Here is a 17,360-nt window from a genome sequence, read left to right on the forward strand (position 1 = left end):
CGAGACGGAGTATCTACGGCGCAGCCAAAGTACGAAAAGTCGAGCGCAGAAGCAAACGCATGTTTGTTTCTGCCGAGACGGAGTATCTACGGTGCAAGCCAAAGTACGAAAAGTCGAGCGCAGAAGCAAACGCATGTTCGATTCTGTCGGGGCGAAGTGTTTAAGGTGCAGCCAAAGAGAGGTGTTTTCGGCGACGAGGTCCCTCCGGTCTTCGGAAATGGCCTCCGAGTGGCATAGTTTATGGATTTACGCACCTTGTAATTTTTAAACACATTACCGCTATGAACACGAAACAAGAGACACGGGCCAATGCTACGACGGCTGTCTTCGGATCGGAAAAGATGCTCACTCCCGCTCCGACGCAGAACATTCCGCAGCACAAAACCACACCTGAGATCGCCTACCAAATGGTGAAGGACGAGACCTATCCCCAGACGCAGCCGCGTCTGAATCTGGCGACTTTCGTCACCACCTACATGGACGAATACGCTACGCGCCTGATGAACGAGGCGATCAACGTCAACTACATCGACGAGACCGAGTATCCGCGTGTGGCGGTGATGTGCGGACGGTGCATCAACATCATCGCCAACATGTGGAATTCGCCCGAAAAGGCCGAGTGGAAGACCGGCGCGCTGGGAATCGGCTCGTCGGAGGCTTGTATGCTGGGCGGCGTCGCGGCCTGGCTGCGCTGGCGTGCGAAACGCAAGGCCGAGGGCAAACCCTTCGACAAACCCAATCTGGTGATGAGCTCCGCCTTTCAGGTGGTCTGGGAGAAGTTCTGCCAGTTGTGGCAGATCGAGATGCGCACGGTGCCCCTCACGCTCGAAAAGCCGACGCTCGATCCGAAGGACGCTCTGGCGATGTGCGACGAGAACACCATTTGCATCGTGCCGATCGCCGGCGTGACGTGGACGGGACTCAACGACGACATCGAGGCGCTCGACCACGAGCTGGACGCCTACAACAAGAAGACGGGATACGATATTCCGATCCACGTCGATGCGGCGTCGGGAGGTTTCATCCTGCCGTTCCTCAATCCGGAGGTGAAGTGGGACTTCCGCCTCAAATGGGTGTGGTCGATCTCCACGTCGGGCCACAAGTACGGACTGGTCTATCCGGGCCTGGGCTGGGTCGTCTGGAAGGACAAGAAGTATCTGCCCGAAGAGATGTCGTTCAGCGTCAACTATCTGGGTGCCAACATCACGCAGGTAGGGCTCAACTTCTCGCGTCCTGCGGCGCAGATTCTGGGTCAGTACTACAACTTCATCCGCCTGGGCTTCGACGGTTACAAGGAGGTGCAGCAGAATTCGATGGACGTAGCCTGCTACTGCCATGAACAGATCGGCAAGATGAAGTGTTTCGAAAATTATTCGAAGGAGCTGCAAAATCCGCTCTTCATCTGGTACATGAATCCCGAGTACGACAAGACGGCTAAATGGACGCTCTACGATTTGCAGGCCGTACTCCAACAGAGCGGCTGGATGGTTCCCGCCTACACGATGCCGAAGAACATCGATTCGCTGGTCGTCATGCGCGTGGTCGTTCGTCAGGGAATGTCGCGCGATATGGCCGACATGCTGCTGAGCGACATCGGCAACGCCGTCGCCGGCTTCGAAAAGCTGAAATATCCCACGCAGTCGCGTCTGGATTACGAAGCCAAGGTCAAGCAGAAGGGGCGTGTCTTCACGCACTGATGCGCGGAATGTTCCGTTTTTCGGGACGAGCGTGCGATTTGAAAGGGAACCGCCCGATGGTTTCTGAAAAGGGCTCACCCCTGTCGGATTTTCCGGCAGGGGTGAACTTATAAATGGAGGTCGGGGATGCTCCGGTCAGCGGGCGCCTGTCAGGACGGGATGTCCCAGAGACGTATCGTACGTGTAGCCGACCTGCACGAGTTGGGCCATCATCGAAGCGGCGATCGCGTCGTTCATCTCGGCGATTGCCGCTTCGAAACCGCTCTGATCGAGACTTGCGAAAGCCTTGCTGTCGGGCAGCGTCTCCGAGACGCCGTCTTGCGTCGACCCCCAGAACACGCCGTTGAGCAGAGCGGCCTCCGATGCGCCGGCCACGCCGCGGGCCGTGCCGCCGGAGAGCGAAAAGTCGGTTTCGACGAGGGCGTAGCAACCGTCCATATAGGCAGGGATTTCCATGACGACGGGGTAGATCATGGAGTAGCCTGAGAAGGTTCCGGCGATACCGCCTGCGTTGGCCGTGTAGTCCGTGCCGTTCTTGGGCTCGATCTCTACGCGGCCGTTGCAGAGGGCATAGCATCCGACGAGGAAGGCATAGTTGCTTTCAGCCTGTGTCAGGCCTGTCACGCCGCCGAAATTGCTCCGGTCGGAGGCGATTTTCACGTGTGCGCTCTCCGTCCATTCGGCGTGGCAGCCGGCAGTCAGCATACCGCTTTTGCCGCATACACCGCCCACGTTGACGTTGGTCGTGCCGTCGGCGACATTCGAAGAGATTTCGATGTCGCCCGATAGGAGAGCGTCGCAAGCCGATGCCGTAGCGTTCGAAGCCGATCCGAAGACACCGCCGACATGTACGTCGGAATATTCGTCGCCCTGGGCGATCTTCACCGTTCCACCCATTTCGGTCGAAACGAGCGAGACGGCGCATTCACCGACGCCGGAGAGCGATCCGACAGCGCCGCCGAAGCTGATGGTGCCGTTGCTCTCGATTGAGGCGTCGCCCGTAAATTTCGCGGTACAGTCGGTGATGGAACTTCCGGAATTGCCGCAGACGATGCCCGCGTTGCAAGTTGCTTCCCCGCCTTTCGGAACGAGCAGCGAGCCGCCGAAATCCGCCGTACAGCTTTCGATCGAGGCCTCGGCGGTCGAACCGACGATGCCGCCCGCTTGGGCATAGACGTAATAGCCTTCGGGGACGGTGTTGAAGGCGGCTTCGAGAACTCCCGTACCGGTGAAGGTGCAGGCGGAGATGCGTCCGCCGTTCATGGATCCGGCGATGCCGCCGGTCATCGAGATTTCGCCGCCCTCGGTTCTGATCGTGTGTGCCGCGTCGAGCGTCGTTTCGCAGAAGTCGATGTTTCCCGACTCGGCCATGCCGCAGATGCCGCCTGCGTCGGCCGTGCCCGTCGGGTCGTTGCCGCACGATGCCGATACCGAACCCGTGAAGGAGCAGTGTTCGATGGCTCCCGAACCCGGACGGGTGTTCATGGCGTCCTCGTAGGCGATGATATTGAAACCGACGATGCCGCCGGCGATCACATAGCTTTTGTCGGTGCAGGATGTCGTCGCGGAGACTGTGCCCGCGACGTGAAGATTCCTGATCGTGCCGTCGTTCACTCCGAAGAGTCCGACGCTCGTGAAGGTCGTCGCACCCGTGTAAGCGACGTTTAGCTTGTTCACGGTGTGGCCGCCTCCGTCGAAAACGCCTTGGAATGCCTTCTCGGGATTCTCGTAGGGATACCGTCCGTCTTGCGGGCCGATACCGATCGGCGTCCAGTTTTCATAGCCGGAAAGATCGAGATCGGCCGTCAGCAGGTAGTGGACGTCCGGTTCGAAATAGCCGGCCGTCTGTTCGTTGACGCATTGTGCCAGCAGGGCCAGTTGCGACGGCCGTGCGATTAAGTAGGGATCTTCTTCCGTGCCGCTGCCTCCGTCGAATTCGTCGGCGATCGTCTTGTCGAGGGTTTTGAACCGCTCCCATGCGCTCCATTCCGAATCGAGGTAGTTGCCCGAAACGACCAGCGCGCGGATGCGTACCTCGTATTCGGTGTATGCTTCGAGTCCGGTCAACTCGTAACGGGTGTCTTCGACACGGGTGGAGAAGGCGTAGTCGTCGCTGCGGGCTTCCAGTTCATAGGCGGCAGCTTCGTCCACCCCCCCCCATTCGATCAGGAGCGATGTTTCGGAAGGGATTGCCGTAAGGGTTTGAGGGGCTTTCAGTTGCACGGAGGTATCGTCCTCTTTGCAAGATGCAGCCAAAAACAGCGCGGCGATCAGAATTATCCGATGCAACCGCAAAATGAGATGACTTTTCATCATGAAAACTGAATTAAGTGGAATGAATATGATAAGCGAAAATAACGATTTTTTCAGACATATTGATCATTCGCTTCGTTTTTCGCAGCCTCTTTTTTCCGGAAGAGGGTTGCGGAGGGGCTTCCGGAAGAGTACCGTTGTCGGCTGAGGAGGCGTCCGGTGGCGGCGGCGGTTTCGCACCGGAAAGATGTCGTTTGCAGAGGATGGAGCGCGTCGACGAATCGGGGCGGCGGAGCGTGCATGCGGAGTCCGCCTGACGGAACGGAGTGTAAATTCATCCCTGGGGATCGATCGCGGCGGAATCGGATGTTCGGTTCGGGAGTGTCGGAATCGGCTGTCGTACGACGGAAATATGCGCCTCTTTTTCGAGTACGGCATTGGATCGTTTCCGGATTTTGCCTACCTTTATGGACGGAATGCGGCGGATGCCGCCGAATCGATCATTCGAGATGAAAAAAGTCGTAGTCTTTACCGGAGCCGGCGTGAGTGCCGACAGCGGACTGTCCACCTTCCGCGATGCCGACGGATTGTGGGCCGATTACCGGATCGAGGATGTCTGTACGCCCGAGGCGCTGGCGCGCAATCGCCGGCTGGTAATCGAATTTTACAACAAACGCCGCCGCGAGATGCTGGCGGCCCGTCCCAATGCGGCTCATTTGGCCATCGCGGGATTGGAGGCGGATTTCGACGTCGAGGTCATCACCCAGAATGTAGACGACCTGCACGAACGCGCCGGTTCGACCCGTGTGACGCATCTGCACGGCGAACTGCGGAAACTCCGCTCCTCGCGCGATCCCGCGTTGATCGTTCCGATCGAAGGGTGGGAACAGCCGTTGGATGCCACGGCCCCCGACGGGGTGCTGCTGCGTCCGCATATCGTCTTTTTCGGTGAGGCGGTTCCCCAGTTCGACCATGCGGCGCGGATTGCGGCGGCGGCCGACGTGTTGATCGTCGTCGGAACGTCGCTGGCGGTCTATCCGGCGGCTTCGCTGGTGCATTACGTCCGTCCCGGGGTGCCGATCTATCTGGTCGACCCCGGCGCTCCCGACGTGCGGACGATCCGTAATCCGCTGACGCATCTGCGCGAGCGGGCGGCCGTCGGGATGCCCGAACTGGCCGAACGGTTGCGCAGGGAGTCGCAGCCGGAATAAAAAGAAAGGAGCGTGGATTTCGAAATCCACGCTCCTCTCTTTTCGGGGCGTTCCCTTAGCCGAGGAACGACAGCAGGATACCTGCGGCGACGGCCGAACCGACCACGCCGGCCACGTTGGGACCCATGGCGTGCATCAGCAGGTAGTTGCCCGGATTTTCGCGCTGTCCTTCGATCTGCGACACGCGGGCGGCCATCGGTACGGCCGACACACCGGCCGAACCGATCAGCGGGTTGATCTTGTTCTCCTCTTTGCTGAACAGGTTCATGAACTTGGCCAGCAGCACGCCGCCGGCGGTTCCCAGGCAGAAGGCGATGACGCCCAGCACGAGGATGCCCAGCGTGCGGAAATTCAGGAACGCTTCGGCGGTCGCCGTGGCGCCGACGGTCAGGCCGAGGAAGATCACCACGATGTTCATCAGTTCGTTCTGCACCGTTTTGCTCAGGCGATCCACCACGCCGCACTCCTTCATCAGGTTACCCAGCATCAGACAGCCCACGAGCGGCATTGCGCTCGGCAGCAGCAGGGCGATGACGACCGAGATGATGATCGGGAAGAGGATACGCTCGGTTTTCGATACCGGACGCAGCGTGCGCATACGGATCGCACGTTCGTGCTTGTTGGTGAGCAGTCGCATGATGGGCGGCTGGATGACCGGCACGAGCGCCATGTAGGAGTAGGCGGCTACGGCGATCGGGCCCAGCAGTTCGGGGGCCAGCATCGAGGTGAGGTAGATGGCCGTGGGACCGTCCGCACCGCCGATGATGCCGATCGAACCGCTCTGTTCGGGCGAGAATCCGATCGCATAGGCGCCGAGGAACGTCACGAAGATGCCGATTTGCGCCGCAGCGCCCAGCAGGAAACTCTTGGGATTGGCGATCAGCGGACCGAAATCGGTCATGGCGCCTACGCCCAGAAAGATCAGGCAGGGGTAGATGCCCAGCTTGACGCCCAGGTAAAGGTAGTCCAGCAAGCCCGCCTTCGCGACGAAGATGTCCCAATGGACATGCCCTCCGGCAAAGAGCTCGGTGTGGTAGAGATTGGCGCCGGGCAGGTTCGTCAGCAGCATGCCGAATGCGATGGTCAGCAGCAGCAGCGGCTCGAACTTATGCCGGATAGCCAAATAGAGCAGGAAGAAGGCGATGCCGATCATCACGATGTTTCCCCAACCCATGGCGCTGAAAAAACCGGCCAGACCGGTCGATTCGCCGAATCGGATCAGGCTCTCCCCGACGAAGTCGGAACTTGAACTCAGCAGTGTCCACATAAGCCTACTCGATGAGAATCAGGTTATCGCCCTCCATGACCGTAGCGCCCTGCTGGACGAAGATCTGCTTGACGACGCCGGCGCGGTCGGCGTCGATGTTGTTCTCCATTTTCATGGCTTCGAGGATCACGAGCGTCTGACCGGTCGCGATCGTATCGCCGACCTTGACGTTGATCGAGAGCACGGTACCCGGCAGAGGACACTTGATCGTGTAACCCGTCGAGGGGGCTACCGGCGCGATACGGGGAGCGGGAGCCGCCGTGGCGGGGGTGATTTTCGCGCTGTCGGCTTCGCGGGGGGCGGGAGCTACCTGAGGACGTTTCGTCGCGGCTCCTTTGGCGCCTGCGATCTCGACCTCGTAGGCCGTGCCGTTGACCACCACGTGTGCCAGGGTCGAGGATTCGTTTACGTCGTCGATGCGCACGTCGTAATTATGTCCGTTGATTTTCAATGCGTAATCTTTCATTGTTCCAATACTTATTTTTTGTCGGGCATCTGGGTTAGCCCATGAATTTTCGAGTTCCAGGGCGAATAAGCGCGCTTGATACTCATGATCGTCAGCACATCCGACTCACGGTCGTGCCGATCGCTGTTGAAGATTTTGAGTGCGGTGGCGATGGCCGCGATCTCCTCTTCGTGCAGTTGGCCCTGCTCGACGGGTTTGCCGCTCTGAGTCGCGGCCGCGGCCGCCTTGCGGCGGCTGACGAAGATCATTCCGAAAAGTTTCATGATCCACACCAGCAGCACGAGAATGCCGAATACCAGACAGATGCTGATGAGCGTCGTCCACAGCATCTCGGGCCATCCCCAATCGATTGCTGATAATATTGTCATAGCGTGCAATTGTTAGAGGGGAATATTCGAATGTTTCTTCGGCGGATTCTGCAAACGCTTGGTCGAAAGCGCTTGCAGGGCGCGGATGATCCGGAAGCGGGTGTTGCGCGGTTCGATCACGTCGTCGATGTAACCGTAGCGTGCGGCGTTGTAGGGGTTCGAGAACTTGTCGTTGTACTCCTGCTCCTTCTCGGCCACGAACTTGGCGCGCTCTTCGGGATTCTCGATCGCGGCCACCTCCTTGGCGTGAAGCACGCCCACGGCTCCGCTGGCGCCCATTACGGCGATTTCGGCCGTCGGCCATGCGTAGTTGATGTCGCCGCGGATATGCTTCGACGACATGACGATGTAGGCGCCGCCGTAGGCCTTGCGCAGCGTGACGGTGATCTTCGGCACCGTCGCTTCGCAGTAGGCGAAGAGAAGCTTCGCGCCGTGGGTGATGACGCCGCCGTACTCCTGCGTCGTGCCCGGCAGGAAGCCCGGAACGTCTACCAGCGTGACCAGCGGAATGTTGAAGGCGTCGCAGAAACGCACGAACCGCGCCGCCTTGCGGCTGGCGTTGATGTCCAGCACGCCGGCCATGAACTTCGGCTGGTTGGCGATGATGCCCACCGACTGGCCGTTGAAACGGGCGAAGCAGGTGATGACGTTCTTCGCGTAGCTCGCCGCCGATTCGAGGTATTCGCCGTTGTCGACGATGGCCTTGATGACCTCGGCCATGTCGTAGGGCTTGTTGGCGTTGTCGGGGATGATCTCGTTGAGCGAGTCTTCCAGGCGGTCGATGCGGTCGGTGCAGACGGCCAGCGGAGCATCCTCCATGTTGTTCTGCGGCATGTAGGAGAGCAGTTTCTTGATCATTTCGATGCCCTCCTCCTCGGTGTCGACGGCGAACTGCGCCACGCCCGACTTGGTCGTGTGCATCATGGCGCCGCCCAACTGCTCCTGCGTAACGTCTTCGCCGGTGACGGTCTTGACGACCTTCGGGCCGGTGAGGAACATGTTCGAGGTCTCCTTCTTCATGATGATGAAGTCGGTCAGTGCCGGCGAATAGACCGCACCGCCCGCGCAGGGGCCGAAGATGGCCGAAATCTGAGGAATGACGCCCGATGCCATCACGTTGCGCTGGAAGATGTTGGCATAGCCGGCCAGCGCGTTGATTCCCTCCTGGATTCGGGCGCCGCCCGAATCGTTCAGGCCGATGCAGGGCGCGCCGTTGCGCATGGCCATGTCCATGACCTTGCAGATCTTGTCCGACATCGACAGCGACAGCGAACCGGCCGTCACCGTGAAGTCCTGTGCGAAGACGTAGACCAGACGGCCGCCGATCGTGCCGTAGCCCGTCACCACGCCGTCGCCGAAGGTATGGCTCTTGTCCATGCCGAAGTCGTAGCAGCGGTGCGTGACGAACATGTCGAACTCTTCGAACGATCCCTCGTCAAGCAACATCTGGATACGCTCGCGGGCCGTGTACTTGCCCTTGCCGTGCTGTGCGTCGATCCGTTTCTGACCGCCGCCCATGCGGGCTTTCTCGCGGTTTTCGATGAGCGTGTTTATCTTGTTCTGAATTTCACTCATGATTGTCGTATGATTTGATTAGTTGTTCTTGTCCTCGCAAAGTTCGGTCAGGATGCCCTGCGTCGATTTCGGGTGCAGGAACGCGATGGTCATGCCTTCGGCGCCCTTGCGCGGGGTCTTGTCGATCAGGCGGATGCCCTTGGCTTCGGCGTCGGCCAGCTGCTCCTCGATGTTCTTGACGGCGAGTGCCATGTGGTGGATGCCGATGCCGCGCTTCTCGATGAACCCTGCGATCGTCGAATCCTCCGACGTCGGTTCGAGCAGTTCGATCTTGGTCTGGCCCAGTTTGAAGAAGGCCGTGCGCACCTTCTGGTCGGGCACTTCCTCGATCGCGTAACATTTCAGGCCCAGTACGTTCTCCCAGTAGGGAATCGCTTCATCGAGGCTCTTCACTGCAATGCCAAGATGCTCAATGTGAGATACTTCCATAACAAATAATTTTTATTTAGGTTGTTAGAATTTGAAATCTTGCCCGCGTTCGTTTTTGACGCACACAAAAGTAATCCTAATATTTTAAAAAACATAATTATTTGAACGAAATATCTTCGAAAAATCTTACATGAACGGCCTTTACCGCTATTCGGGACGGCCTTTTCCTCTGTCGGAACCCGCTTTGGCCCGTACCGCTTCGCTGCCGTAGACAGACTTCGGGCCGAAAACCACGTGAAAAATTAGCGCGAAAGGCAAAAAATCGTTATCTTCGCTGCAAAACAACGGCTATGAAACGTATTTTCCTCGCATTGTTTCTGCTGTCGTGGACGCTGGGCGCCGCATCGCAGAATGTCGCATTGGGTGAAAAGACGCCCGATTTGAAAGTCAAATCGTGGCTGGACGATCGTATGCCGGTACCGGGGAGGACTTTTCTGCTCGTCTTTTTCCACTCCACGAGCCGGCCGGCCGTCGAATCGCTCGCGCATTTGCAGGAGTTGGGGCGGAAGTTCGGCGATCGGGTCAACGTCGTGGTCGTCGTCAGGGAGAGTCCGGAGGCCGTCGGCGGGATCGTCCGCCCGTATGCCGAGGGCAATCTGACGGTGGCTTTCGACGACAGCGGTCGCAGCTTCGCCGCCTACGACGTCCAATACCTGCCTTTCGGGGTGCTGGTTTCGGCCAAAGGCCGTGCGCTGTGGATGGGAAATCCGCGTCAACTGACCGAAGCGATACTTGATTCAAACCTTTAAATAACATGAGTTTCACGAAAATAGATCACTACGAAAAAGAGTATGTCGACCATCATCACGATTCGGCCCTTTCCGTAACGGAAGGCGTCGCCGATCAGCCGATCGTCAACCCGTATTTCGTTCGTAAGAAGAAACACCGTCTCTCGACCGAGGAGTATGTGAAGGGCATTCTGGAGGGTAACATTACTACGCTGTCGCAGGCCATCACGCTCATCGAAAGCAGCAACCCCGATCATTATGCGCAGGCGCAGGAGATCATCGAACGCTGCCTGCCCCATGCCGGCCGGTCGGTGCGCATCGGCATCACCGGCGTGCCGGGCGCGGGTAAGTCGACCTTCATCGAGGCGATCGGCAACATGGTCACCTCGCTGCGCCACAAGCTGGCCGTGCTGGCCATCGATCCCAGTTCGGAACGTAGCGGCGGTTCGATCTTGGGTGATAAGACGCGTATGGAGAGCATCTCGGCCAATCCCGACGTCTTCATCCGTCCCTCGCCGTCGGCCGGTTCGCTGGGCGGCGTGGCGCGCAAGACGCGCGAGACGATCGTGTTGTGCGAGGCGGCGGGCTTCGACGTGATCTTCATCGAGACGGTGGGCGTGGGCCAGTCGGAAACGGCCGTGCATTCGATGGTCGATCTGTTCATGCTGTTGCAGATTTCGGGCGCCGGCGACGAGTTGCAGGGCATCAAGCGCGGGATCATGGAGATGGCCGACCTCATGGTGATTACCAAAGCCGACGGCGAGAATATCCACAAGGCCGAGCTGGCGAAGACGCAGTTTCAGAGTGCGCTGCAACTCTTCCCGCTTCCCGAGTCGGAGTGGCGTCCCCGGGTCTATACCTGTTCGGCCGTTTCGGGCGCGGGACTCGAAGAGGTATGGAAGGGTGTCGAGGAGTTTCTGGACCATACGCAGGGCAACGGTTTTTTTCGGCACAACCGCAATCGGCAAAACAAGTATTGGATGTACGAGACGATCGACGAAACGCTGAAAAACAGTTTCTACCGCGACCCGCGCATCGAGGCCGAGATCTCCGTGCTCGAAGGACAGGTGCTCGACGATAAGATCAGTTCGTTCATCGCCGCCAAGCGGCTGCTTGACCTCTATTTCGGGGGAAAGGCGGAATGATGCACGGCTGCCGCAGCCGAAATGATCGCCGGCGCATCCGCCTCCTGAACGGGGCGGATGCGCTGTTTTCGGCCGTTCGAGGTGCGGGTATTTCCGGCCTGCGGCGGTTCCGTCCGTCGTGCGTAGCGGAGCTCCGGCGGAAGCCGCTGTGCGGTGTCTTTTGCAGAGCGCTTCCCGAAATTGCAGACCCGAAGCGGATAAATCCGTTTATTTTTAGACCGATGTTGTCGTTTTGGAAAATTATTACTAACTTTGCGCACCCGTAAAAGCGGGAATTGGATCAATTTAACAACAAGTATTAATTAAACGTAAACAAAGTGGATTCATTAAGCTACAAAACAATCTCGGCGAATGCAGCTACCGTCACCAAGGAGTGGGTGGTGATAGATGCGACGAACGAGGTGTTGGGACGTCTTGCTTCGCAGATCGCCAAGATCCTCCGCGGCAAGAACAAGCCCGGCTACACGCCCCACGTCGATTGCGGTGACTACGTCATCGTCGTCAATGCGGAGAAAGTGAAGCTCACGGGCGACAAACTGACCGAAAAGGTCTATGTACGACACACGGGTTATCCCGGCGGCCAGCGTTTCGCGACCGCTCAGGACTACCTGAAGAAGAAGCCTGAGTTCGTGATCGAAGAGGCCGTTCGCGGTATGCTTCCCAAAACCCGTCTGGGCGAGGCTATCTTCAAGAACCTCAAGGTGTATGCCGGTGCGGAGCATCCCCATGCCGCGCAGAACCCCAAAGCAATTAAGTTGAACGAGATTAAGTAAGAAGAGTATGGAAATTGTAAACACCGTAGGCCGACGTAAAGCCGCTGTCGCCCGCGTTTTCGTAAAGCCGGGCAAAGGTCAGATTACAATCAACCGTAAGGCGCTCGAAACATACTTCCCGCTCGATATCCTGCAATTTCAGGTGAAGCAGCCCCTGCTGGCCACCAACACCGTCGAAAACTACGACATCGTCATCAACCTCGATGGCGGCGGGATCAAGGGACAGGCCGAGGCCGCTCGTCTGGGTATCGCACGCGCATTGTGCGAGATCGACGCGGAGATGCGTCCGGTACTGAAAAAGGCCGGATTCCTCACCCGCGACCCGCGTGAGGTTGAGCGTAAGAAGCCGGGACAGCCGGGCGCACGTCGCAAGTTCCAGTTCAGTAAGCGTTAATCCTTACCGGACGGATTTTCGGCATGCACGACGCGGGTTCCAAATCCGCAAGACCACATAATTATATATATGTCTACTTGCAGATTGCCCCGTCGCGGAAAACTTCGCGGATTGGCTTGTGCCACTACCGGGGAGTTGATACAAAGAGAATTAAAATTAAAAAAGACGAATTGAAATGTCACGTACAGATTTTAATACATTGTTGGAGGCCGGCGCACACTTCGGTCACCTGAAGCGTAAGTGGAACCCCAAAATGGCTCCCTACATCTTCATGGAGAAGAACGGCATTCACATCATCGACCTGCACAAGACCGTGATCAAGATCGATGAGGCCGCTGCGGCTATCAAGCAGATCGCCAAGAGCGGTCGCCGCGTGCTGTTCGTAGCCACCAAGAAACAAGCCAAGGATATTGTTGCCGAAAAGGTGGCGGCTATCGGTATGCCCTACGTTACCGAACGTTGGGCAGGCGGTATGCTTACCAATTTCCCCACGATACGCAAAGCCGTCAAGAAGATGGCGACCATCGACAAGATGACCGCCGACGGCACATTCAACAATTTCTCCAAGCGCGAGAAGCTTCAGATCGAGCGTCAGCGTGCGAAATTGGAGAAGAACCTCGGTTCCATCGCCGACCTGACCCGTCTTCCGGCGGCCCTGTTCGTGGTCGACGTGATGAAGGAGTCCAATGCGGTCAAAGAGGCTAAACGATTGAATATCCCCGTATTTGCAATAGTAGATACTTGTTGTGATCCAACCGACATCGATTACGTTATTCCTGCAAATGACGATGCGTCGAATTCAATCGCCGTGATTCTGACCGCCATCTGCGCCGCTGTGGCCGAGGGTACGGAGGAGCGCCGTCTCGAAAAGGAGAAGGAGGCTCAGGAGGGTATCGTCTCCGAAGAGGAGGGTGCACCCAAGAAGGAGGGCAAACCCCGCATCAAGAAGGCCGTCAAGGCTACGATCGACGCCGAAGAGGCTGCCGTAGCAGAGGTCGTGACTGCCACCGAGCAGGCTGCAACCGCCGCTGCCGAGGTCGTCGAAGCAGCGGCCGAGAAGGTCGAGGCTGCCGCCGAGGCGCAGGCCGAGTAATGCCCGATGAATACAGTAACCACACTTTATTAAAGAAAGGATAATTATGGAAATCAAAGCTGCTGATGTAATGAAGCTCCGCAAGATGACCGGTGCCGGCATGATGGATTGCAAGAATGCACTCATGGAGGCCGAAGGCGATTTTGCGCGCGCTCAGGACATCATCCGTGAGAAGGGTAAGCTGGTCGTTGCCAAACGTGCCGAGCGCAACGCTTCGGAGGGTGTCGTCGTAACGCGCATCGTGGGCACGAAAGCCTACATGCTGTGTCTCGCCTGCGAGACCGACTTCGTTGCTCAGAACGCCGAGTTCGCTGCTTCGGCCAATGCGATGATCGACATCGCCGTTGCCGCCGATGCTGCCGACAAGGATACGCTGATGGCCGTGAAGAACGCAGAGGGACGCACCGTCGAAGAGATGGTGACCGAGAAATCGGGACAGACAGGCGAGAAGGTCGAAATGGCCTATTACGCCCGTATCGAGGCTCCCTATTGCCACTCATACGTTCACTTCAACAAGAAGCTGGGTACGATTCTGGGCTTCAACAAGGTCGTTCCGGAGGAGGTGGCCCATGCAGTAGCCATGCAGGCTACGGCGATGGCTCCCATCGCGATCGACGTGGCCGATTGCCCGGCCGACGTAGTCGCGCATGAGCGCCAGATCGCCATCGAGGCGATGAAGCAGGATCCGAAGAACGCAGGCAAGCCCGAGGCCATTCTCGAAAAGATCGCCGAAGGCAAGATGCGCAAGTTCTTCGAGGAGAACACACTGCTGAATCAGGAGTTGGTCGGTGAAAAGAAGACCATCGCCCAGTATATCCACGAAGCGGACAAGGAGGCTACCGTTGTCGCTTACAAGCGCTTCGCGCTCGAATCGTAAACGATTCTTTTTCCGAGAATGACGGCCGATCCAATTTGGATCGGCCGTTTTCGTGTGTCCGGTGCGGCGGCAGCGGCGGTATATGGTGTTACGGCCTTTTATACGGTGCGGGTATTGTTTTCCGAATCGACCGGGGCGGGGTCGCGGGATTCTTTCAGTGTTATCGGTCGGGGAGAGTGGCCGTTGCGGTACTTCTGTGCTTTCGTTCTGTACGGGGAGATAACAATCTTCCGCTTGGATAGGCTGCGCCTCGGCAAAATGCAAACGAGTTTGTTTTTGCCCTCGGCTTGCACTATCTTTGTCGAACCGAGAACCGTTTGTATCACTTCGGTTCGTAAGAACCGGATCGAGACCGAATTATGAAACGAATCGTACTTATCGGGGCCTTCGCCGTATCGTCCCTGTTGCCCCTCGGGGCGCAAAACGACGGCGGGATCAGCGACGGGATGTTGCAGCGGATACGTGCCTCCTACGAGGATACGCCTGCCGACCACGCGCTGCGCAATGCGATCTGCAACAACGATATTCGCAAGCTGGTCGTCAACCAGCCGAATCAGGGCGAAATCGACACCTATTTTTCGCATCGGGTACCGTCGAAAGGCGTCACCGACCAGCAGCAGTCGGGCCGTTGCTGGCTCTTCTCTGGTCTGAACGTGTTGCGCGCCCGCATGATTGCGCGCTACGGGCTGGGGGCCTTCGAGTTTTCGCAGAACTACTGTTTTTTCTGGGATCAGCTGGAGAAGGCGAACCTCTTCCTGCAAGGGGTTATCGACACCCGCGACGCACCGCGTGAGGATCGGACGGTCGAGTGGCTGTTCAAGAACCCGCTCAGCGACGGCGGCCAGTTTACCGGGGTTGCGGATATCGTGAGCAAGTACGGGCTGGTGCCTAAGGAGGCGATGCCCGAAACGTACAGCAGCGAGCATACCGCCCAGATGGCCTCCTTGCTGAAACTCAAATTGCGCGAATACGGGCTTTCGTTGCGTGAAGCCGCCCGCGACGGTGCGGAGAAGGCCGAACTCGAAAGCCGCAAGACGGAGATGCTGGGGGTGATCTACCGGATGCTCGTGCTCAATCTGGGCGAGCCGCCCGTGCGCTTCACGTGGACGCGGCGCGATGCCGAGGGGCGTCCGGTCGATACGCGCGAATACACGCCGAGGTCGTTTTTCGAAACCTATGTCGCCGACGATCTCACGGGCAACTATGTCATGCTGATGAACGATCCCACGCGCGACTATTACGAGTGCTATGAAATCGACTACGACCGTCATGTCTACGACGGCCGCAACTGGACCTATGTGAACCTGCCGGTCGAGGAGATCAAGCGGATGGCCGTTGCGTCGATTCGCGACAGCACGATGATGTATTTCTCGTGCGACGTAGGCAAGTTCCTCGACTCGGGGCGCGGCCTGCTTGACGTAGATAATTTCGACTACGAATCGCTCATGGGCACCACCTTCGGCATGGACAAACGCCGTCGCGTGGAGAGTTTCGCCAGCGGATCGAGCCATGCCATGACGCTTGTGGCCGTCGACCTCGATGCCGACGGGCGGCCGAAGAAGTGGATGGTGGAGAACAGCTGGGGGCCGTCGAGCGGTTACAAGGGGCATCTGATCATGACCGACCGCTGGTTCGATGAATATATGTTCCGCCTGGTGGTCGAGCGAAAATACGTGCCGCAGCGCGTGCTCGACGTCCTGAAACAGAAGCCTGTCCGCCTGCCGGCGTGGGATCCGATGTTCGCCGACGAAGAGTAAGAGAGAAGCGGGGCCGACGACAATCGGTTCCGCTTTTTATTTGCGGCAGATGCGGCGCAGGATCGCCAGCGGATAACGGCGCAGCGGGCGGAGGCGCATCCACCGCTCGGCCAGCCAGAGGTGCAGCCGTCCGCAGTCGACGATGCCGTAGATTCGCTCGCGGGGTATCGTCTCGGTCCCTACGGTGTTGCCGTCGCCCAGCAGGGTCACGCGCTCGTCGCCGACCGTGAGGATGCGGTGGACGACGAAATGGCCGTTGTCGGTTTCGCCCAGCACCACGTGTCCGCGCCGCAGATCGCCTTCGCGCAGGGGGCGAAGCGTGATGCGGCTGCCGCTTCGGAAGAAGGGCAGCATACTCTGGCCCAATACGCGGACGACGACTTCGCGTCCCGCGAGCAGCTGGTCGCGGGTTTCCGCAAAGAGCATACGGTTGGGAACGGTGCGTTTCATCGGTCGGCGATCGTCGTTTCGAACGAGAGCCGTGCGGCGTCGGCGTCGGGCAGGCACTCCAACTGGTAGACCGGCACGCGGGCGATCAGTTGCGAGAGCGTGTCGCAGATGTTGTCCTGCAACTGTGCGTCGTAGGCGAATGCCGGCGGGCACGAGGGGAGCAGCGCGCCGATCGCCCGGACGACCGGCAGTCGGGCGATCCGGTTGTGCGGAGCCTGGGCCAATCGCACGAATGCGGCGATGGGGTAGCTCTCGTTGCGGTAACAGGGTGTTTTCCCGCTCCACGGCGACCCGAAGACGGTCGGCACGCCTTCGACGACGCGCACGATCGGCGAGTCGTCGTTGAGCAGTTGCGCACCGGGAATGTGTTCGCGCCACAGGCGCGTATGGGTGCTCTTCCCGGTTCCCGACTCACCCAGGAAGAGAACGGCGCGGCCCGAGTGGACGATCACCGACGAGTGGATGGCGATGCTGTGCGGGTTGTGGGCGATGCCGAAGCTCATCCACAGCCCGAATCGCAGCAGCGAGGGGTCGGGGCGGCCGTCGGCTGCGACGTTGCTCCGCACGAGCGGGTCGCCGTCGGCCTTGGCGAAGAGCACCGGTCGTTGCCCGGATGCGGTCATGTAGAAGAGCCGGCCGCCGTCGTAACGCCCGAAGTGGCAGTCGGCGACCGCCTCGTCGAAATCGAATCGGTCGAGTTCGCGGTAGCCGGCGAAGTCGTCGAGCGTCAGCGGTTCTGCCGGCGACAGCCTTATAAGCGGCTCGGTTGCCGCGCCGCAGGTCGTTTCGAAGGGCTTGAATCCGTTCAGCCCGCCTTCGCGCACGAGGTCGAGGTGTTCGCTGCGGATCAGGTCTTGTGCTACGAGATAGTCCATAT

The 17,360-nt window shown here is 58.8% G+C and carries 17 protein-coding genes; 9 read left to right on the forward strand and 8 right to left on the reverse strand.

The window, feature by feature from the left end; all coding sequences use genetic code 11:
* The first annotated feature begins 281 nt into the window (after positions 1-281).
* Positions 282-1,697 (forward strand): glutamate decarboxylase, encoded by a 1,416-nt coding sequence (gene gad, locus FMF02_RS10855; protein ID WP_141413159.1) that lies wholly within the window; start codon positions 282-284, stop codon positions 1,695-1,697.
* Between the two features lie 135 nt (positions 1,698-1,832).
* On the opposite strand, the gene FMF02_RS10860 is transcribed toward gad, so the two are convergent.
* Positions 1,833-3,953 (reverse strand): fibronectin type III domain-containing protein, encoded by a 2,121-nt coding sequence (locus tag FMF02_RS10860; RefSeq protein ID WP_162502301.1) that lies wholly within the window; start codon positions 3,951-3,953, stop codon positions 1,833-1,835.
* 506 nt (positions 3,954-4,459) lie between these two features.
* On the opposite strand from FMF02_RS10860, the gene FMF02_RS10865 reads away from it, so the two are divergent.
* A complete protein-coding gene (locus FMF02_RS10865) occupies positions 4,460-5,161 on the forward strand; it encodes an SIR2 family NAD-dependent protein deacylase (RefSeq protein WP_141413161.1) in 702 nt (233 codons plus the stop codon).
* Positions 5,162-5,216: 55 nt separating this feature from the next.
* Here the strand turns inward: FMF02_RS10865 and FMF02_RS10870 are convergent, their stop codons facing one another.
* Genes FMF02_RS10870 through mce form a run of 5 tightly spaced genes read right to left on the reverse strand, consistent with a single transcriptional unit; the run spans position 5,217 to position 9,266 of the window.
* Positions 5,217-6,428, reverse strand: coding sequence for a sodium ion-translocating decarboxylase subunit beta (locus FMF02_RS10870; RefSeq protein WP_141413162.1), 1,212 nt, complete (start codon positions 6,426-6,428; stop codon positions 5,217-5,219).
* 4 nt (positions 6,429-6,432) lie between these two features.
* Positions 6,433-6,894, reverse strand: a complete 462-nt coding sequence (locus FMF02_RS10875; protein ID WP_019129764.1) for a biotin/lipoyl-containing protein — start codon at positions 6,892-6,894, stop codon at positions 6,433-6,435.
* A gap of 11 nt (positions 6,895-6,905) precedes the next feature.
* The gene (locus FMF02_RS10880; RefSeq protein WP_227043524.1) at positions 6,906-7,262 is read right to left on the reverse strand and encodes an OadG family protein; all 357 of its coding nucleotides are present in this window, start codon (positions 7,260-7,262) and stop codon (positions 6,906-6,908) included.
* Between the two features lie 12 nt (positions 7,263-7,274).
* Entirely contained in the window at positions 7,275-8,837 is a 1,563-nt protein-coding gene (locus FMF02_RS10885; RefSeq protein ID WP_019129762.1) for an acyl-CoA carboxylase subunit beta, read from the reverse strand.
* An 18-nt stretch (positions 8,838-8,855) separates the two neighbouring features.
* Positions 8,856-9,266 carry a methylmalonyl-CoA epimerase gene (mce, locus tag FMF02_RS10890; RefSeq protein ID WP_019129761.1) on the reverse strand — a complete coding sequence of 137 codons (411 nt, stop codon included), beginning with the start codon at positions 9,264-9,266 and terminating at the stop codon, positions 8,856-8,858.
* Between the two features lie 290 nt (positions 9,267-9,556).
* Between mce and FMF02_RS10895 the strand changes: the two genes are divergently transcribed.
* The 7 genes from FMF02_RS10895 (at position 9,557) to FMF02_RS10925 (ending at position 16,033) form a co-directional block, all read left to right on the forward strand.
* Positions 9,557-10,015 (forward strand): thioredoxin domain-containing protein, encoded by a 459-nt coding sequence (locus FMF02_RS10895; protein ID WP_019129760.1) that lies wholly within the window; start codon positions 9,557-9,559, stop codon positions 10,013-10,015.
* 5 nt (positions 10,016-10,020) lie between these two features.
* Positions 10,021-11,139 (forward strand): methylmalonyl Co-A mutase-associated GTPase MeaB, encoded by a 1,119-nt coding sequence (meaB, locus tag FMF02_RS10900; RefSeq protein WP_141413163.1) that lies wholly within the window; start codon positions 10,021-10,023, stop codon positions 11,137-11,139.
* 317 nt (positions 11,140-11,456) lie between these two features.
* Positions 11,457-11,912 carry a 50S ribosomal protein L13 gene (gene rplM, locus FMF02_RS10905; RefSeq protein ID WP_019129758.1) on the forward strand — a complete coding sequence of 152 codons (456 nt, stop codon included), beginning with the start codon at positions 11,457-11,459 and terminating at the stop codon, positions 11,910-11,912.
* A gap of 7 nt (positions 11,913-11,919) precedes the next feature.
* Positions 11,920-12,306, forward strand: coding sequence for a 30S ribosomal protein S9 (rpsI, locus tag FMF02_RS10910; RefSeq protein ID WP_141413164.1), 387 nt, complete (start codon positions 11,920-11,922; stop codon positions 12,304-12,306).
* 175 nt (positions 12,307-12,481) lie between these two features.
* Positions 12,482-13,399, forward strand: a complete 918-nt coding sequence (gene rpsB, locus FMF02_RS10915) for a 30S ribosomal protein S2 (protein WP_141413165.1) — start codon at positions 12,482-12,484, stop codon at positions 13,397-13,399.
* Between the two features lie 46 nt (positions 13,400-13,445).
* The gene (tsf, locus tag FMF02_RS10920; protein WP_026074763.1) at positions 13,446-14,276 is read left to right on the forward strand and encodes a translation elongation factor Ts; all 831 of its coding nucleotides are present in this window, start codon (positions 13,446-13,448) and stop codon (positions 14,274-14,276) included.
* A gap of 356 nt (positions 14,277-14,632) precedes the next feature.
* Positions 14,633-16,033, forward strand: coding sequence for a C1 family peptidase (locus tag FMF02_RS10925; protein ID WP_179952802.1), 1,401 nt, complete (start codon positions 14,633-14,635; stop codon positions 16,031-16,033).
* Positions 16,034-16,069: 36 nt separating this feature from the next.
* Here FMF02_RS10925 and FMF02_RS10930 read toward each other — a convergent pair whose 3' ends face one another.
* Both FMF02_RS10930 and FMF02_RS10935 read right to left on the reverse strand, forming a co-directional pair.
* Positions 16,070-16,483, reverse strand: a complete 414-nt coding sequence (locus FMF02_RS10930) for a S24/S26 family peptidase (protein ID WP_019129753.1) — start codon at positions 16,481-16,483, stop codon at positions 16,070-16,072.
* Positions 16,480-17,358 (reverse strand): hypothetical protein, encoded by an 879-nt coding sequence (locus FMF02_RS10935; RefSeq protein ID WP_141413167.1) that lies wholly within the window; start codon positions 17,356-17,358, stop codon positions 16,480-16,482. Before FMF02_RS10935 ends, FMF02_RS10930 begins: the two co-directional genes overlap by 4 nt.
* Positions 17,359-17,360 lie beyond the last annotated feature (2 nt).

The sequence above is a fragment of the Alistipes communis genome (assembly GCF_006542665.1).
GTDB classification, from domain to species: domain Bacteria; phylum Bacteroidota; class Bacteroidia; order Bacteroidales; family Rikenellaceae; genus Alistipes; species Alistipes communis.

Excerpts from the sequence above, each read along its gene's own strand:
- gad (WP_141413159.1), top strand. The coding sequence starts at position 282 with ATGAACACGAAACAAGAGACACGGGCCAATGCTACGACGGCTGTCTTC.
- rpsI (WP_141413164.1), top strand. The coding sequence starts at position 11,920 with ATGGAAATTGTAAACACCGTAGGCCGACGTAAAGCCGCTGTCGCCCGC.
- FMF02_RS10865 (WP_141413161.1), top strand. The coding sequence starts at position 4,460 with ATGAAAAAAGTCGTAGTCTTTACCGGAGCCGGCGTGAGTGCCGACAGC.
- FMF02_RS10880 (WP_227043524.1), bottom strand. The coding sequence starts at position 7,262 with ATGACAATATTATCAGCAATCGATTGGGGATGGCCCGAGATGCTGTGG.
- mce (WP_019129761.1), bottom strand. The coding sequence starts at position 9,266 with ATGGAAGTATCTCACATTGAGCATCTTGGCATTGCAGTGAAGAGCCTC.
- FMF02_RS10885 (WP_019129762.1), bottom strand. The coding sequence starts at position 8,837 with ATGAGTGAAATTCAGAACAAGATAAACACGCTCATCGAAAACCGCGAG.
- meaB (WP_141413163.1), top strand. The coding sequence starts at position 10,021 with ATGAGTTTCACGAAAATAGATCACTACGAAAAAGAGTATGTCGACCAT.
- FMF02_RS10935 (WP_141413167.1), bottom strand. The coding sequence starts at position 17,358 with ATGGACTATCTCGTAGCACAAGACCTGATCCGCAGCGAACACCTCGAC.
- FMF02_RS10870 (WP_141413162.1), bottom strand. The coding sequence starts at position 6,428 with ATGTGGACACTGCTGAGTTCAAGTTCCGACTTCGTCGGGGAGAGCCTG.
- FMF02_RS10895 (WP_019129760.1), top strand. The coding sequence starts at position 9,557 with ATGAAACGTATTTTCCTCGCATTGTTTCTGCTGTCGTGGACGCTGGGC.
- tsf (WP_026074763.1), top strand. The coding sequence starts at position 13,446 with ATGGAAATCAAAGCTGCTGATGTAATGAAGCTCCGCAAGATGACCGGT.
- rpsB (WP_141413165.1), top strand. The coding sequence starts at position 12,482 with ATGTCACGTACAGATTTTAATACATTGTTGGAGGCCGGCGCACACTTC.
- FMF02_RS10930 (WP_019129753.1), bottom strand. The coding sequence starts at position 16,483 with ATGAAACGCACCGTTCCCAACCGTATGCTCTTTGCGGAAACCCGCGAC.
- FMF02_RS10875 (WP_019129764.1), bottom strand. The coding sequence starts at position 6,894 with ATGAAAGATTACGCATTGAAAATCAACGGACATAATTACGACGTGCGC.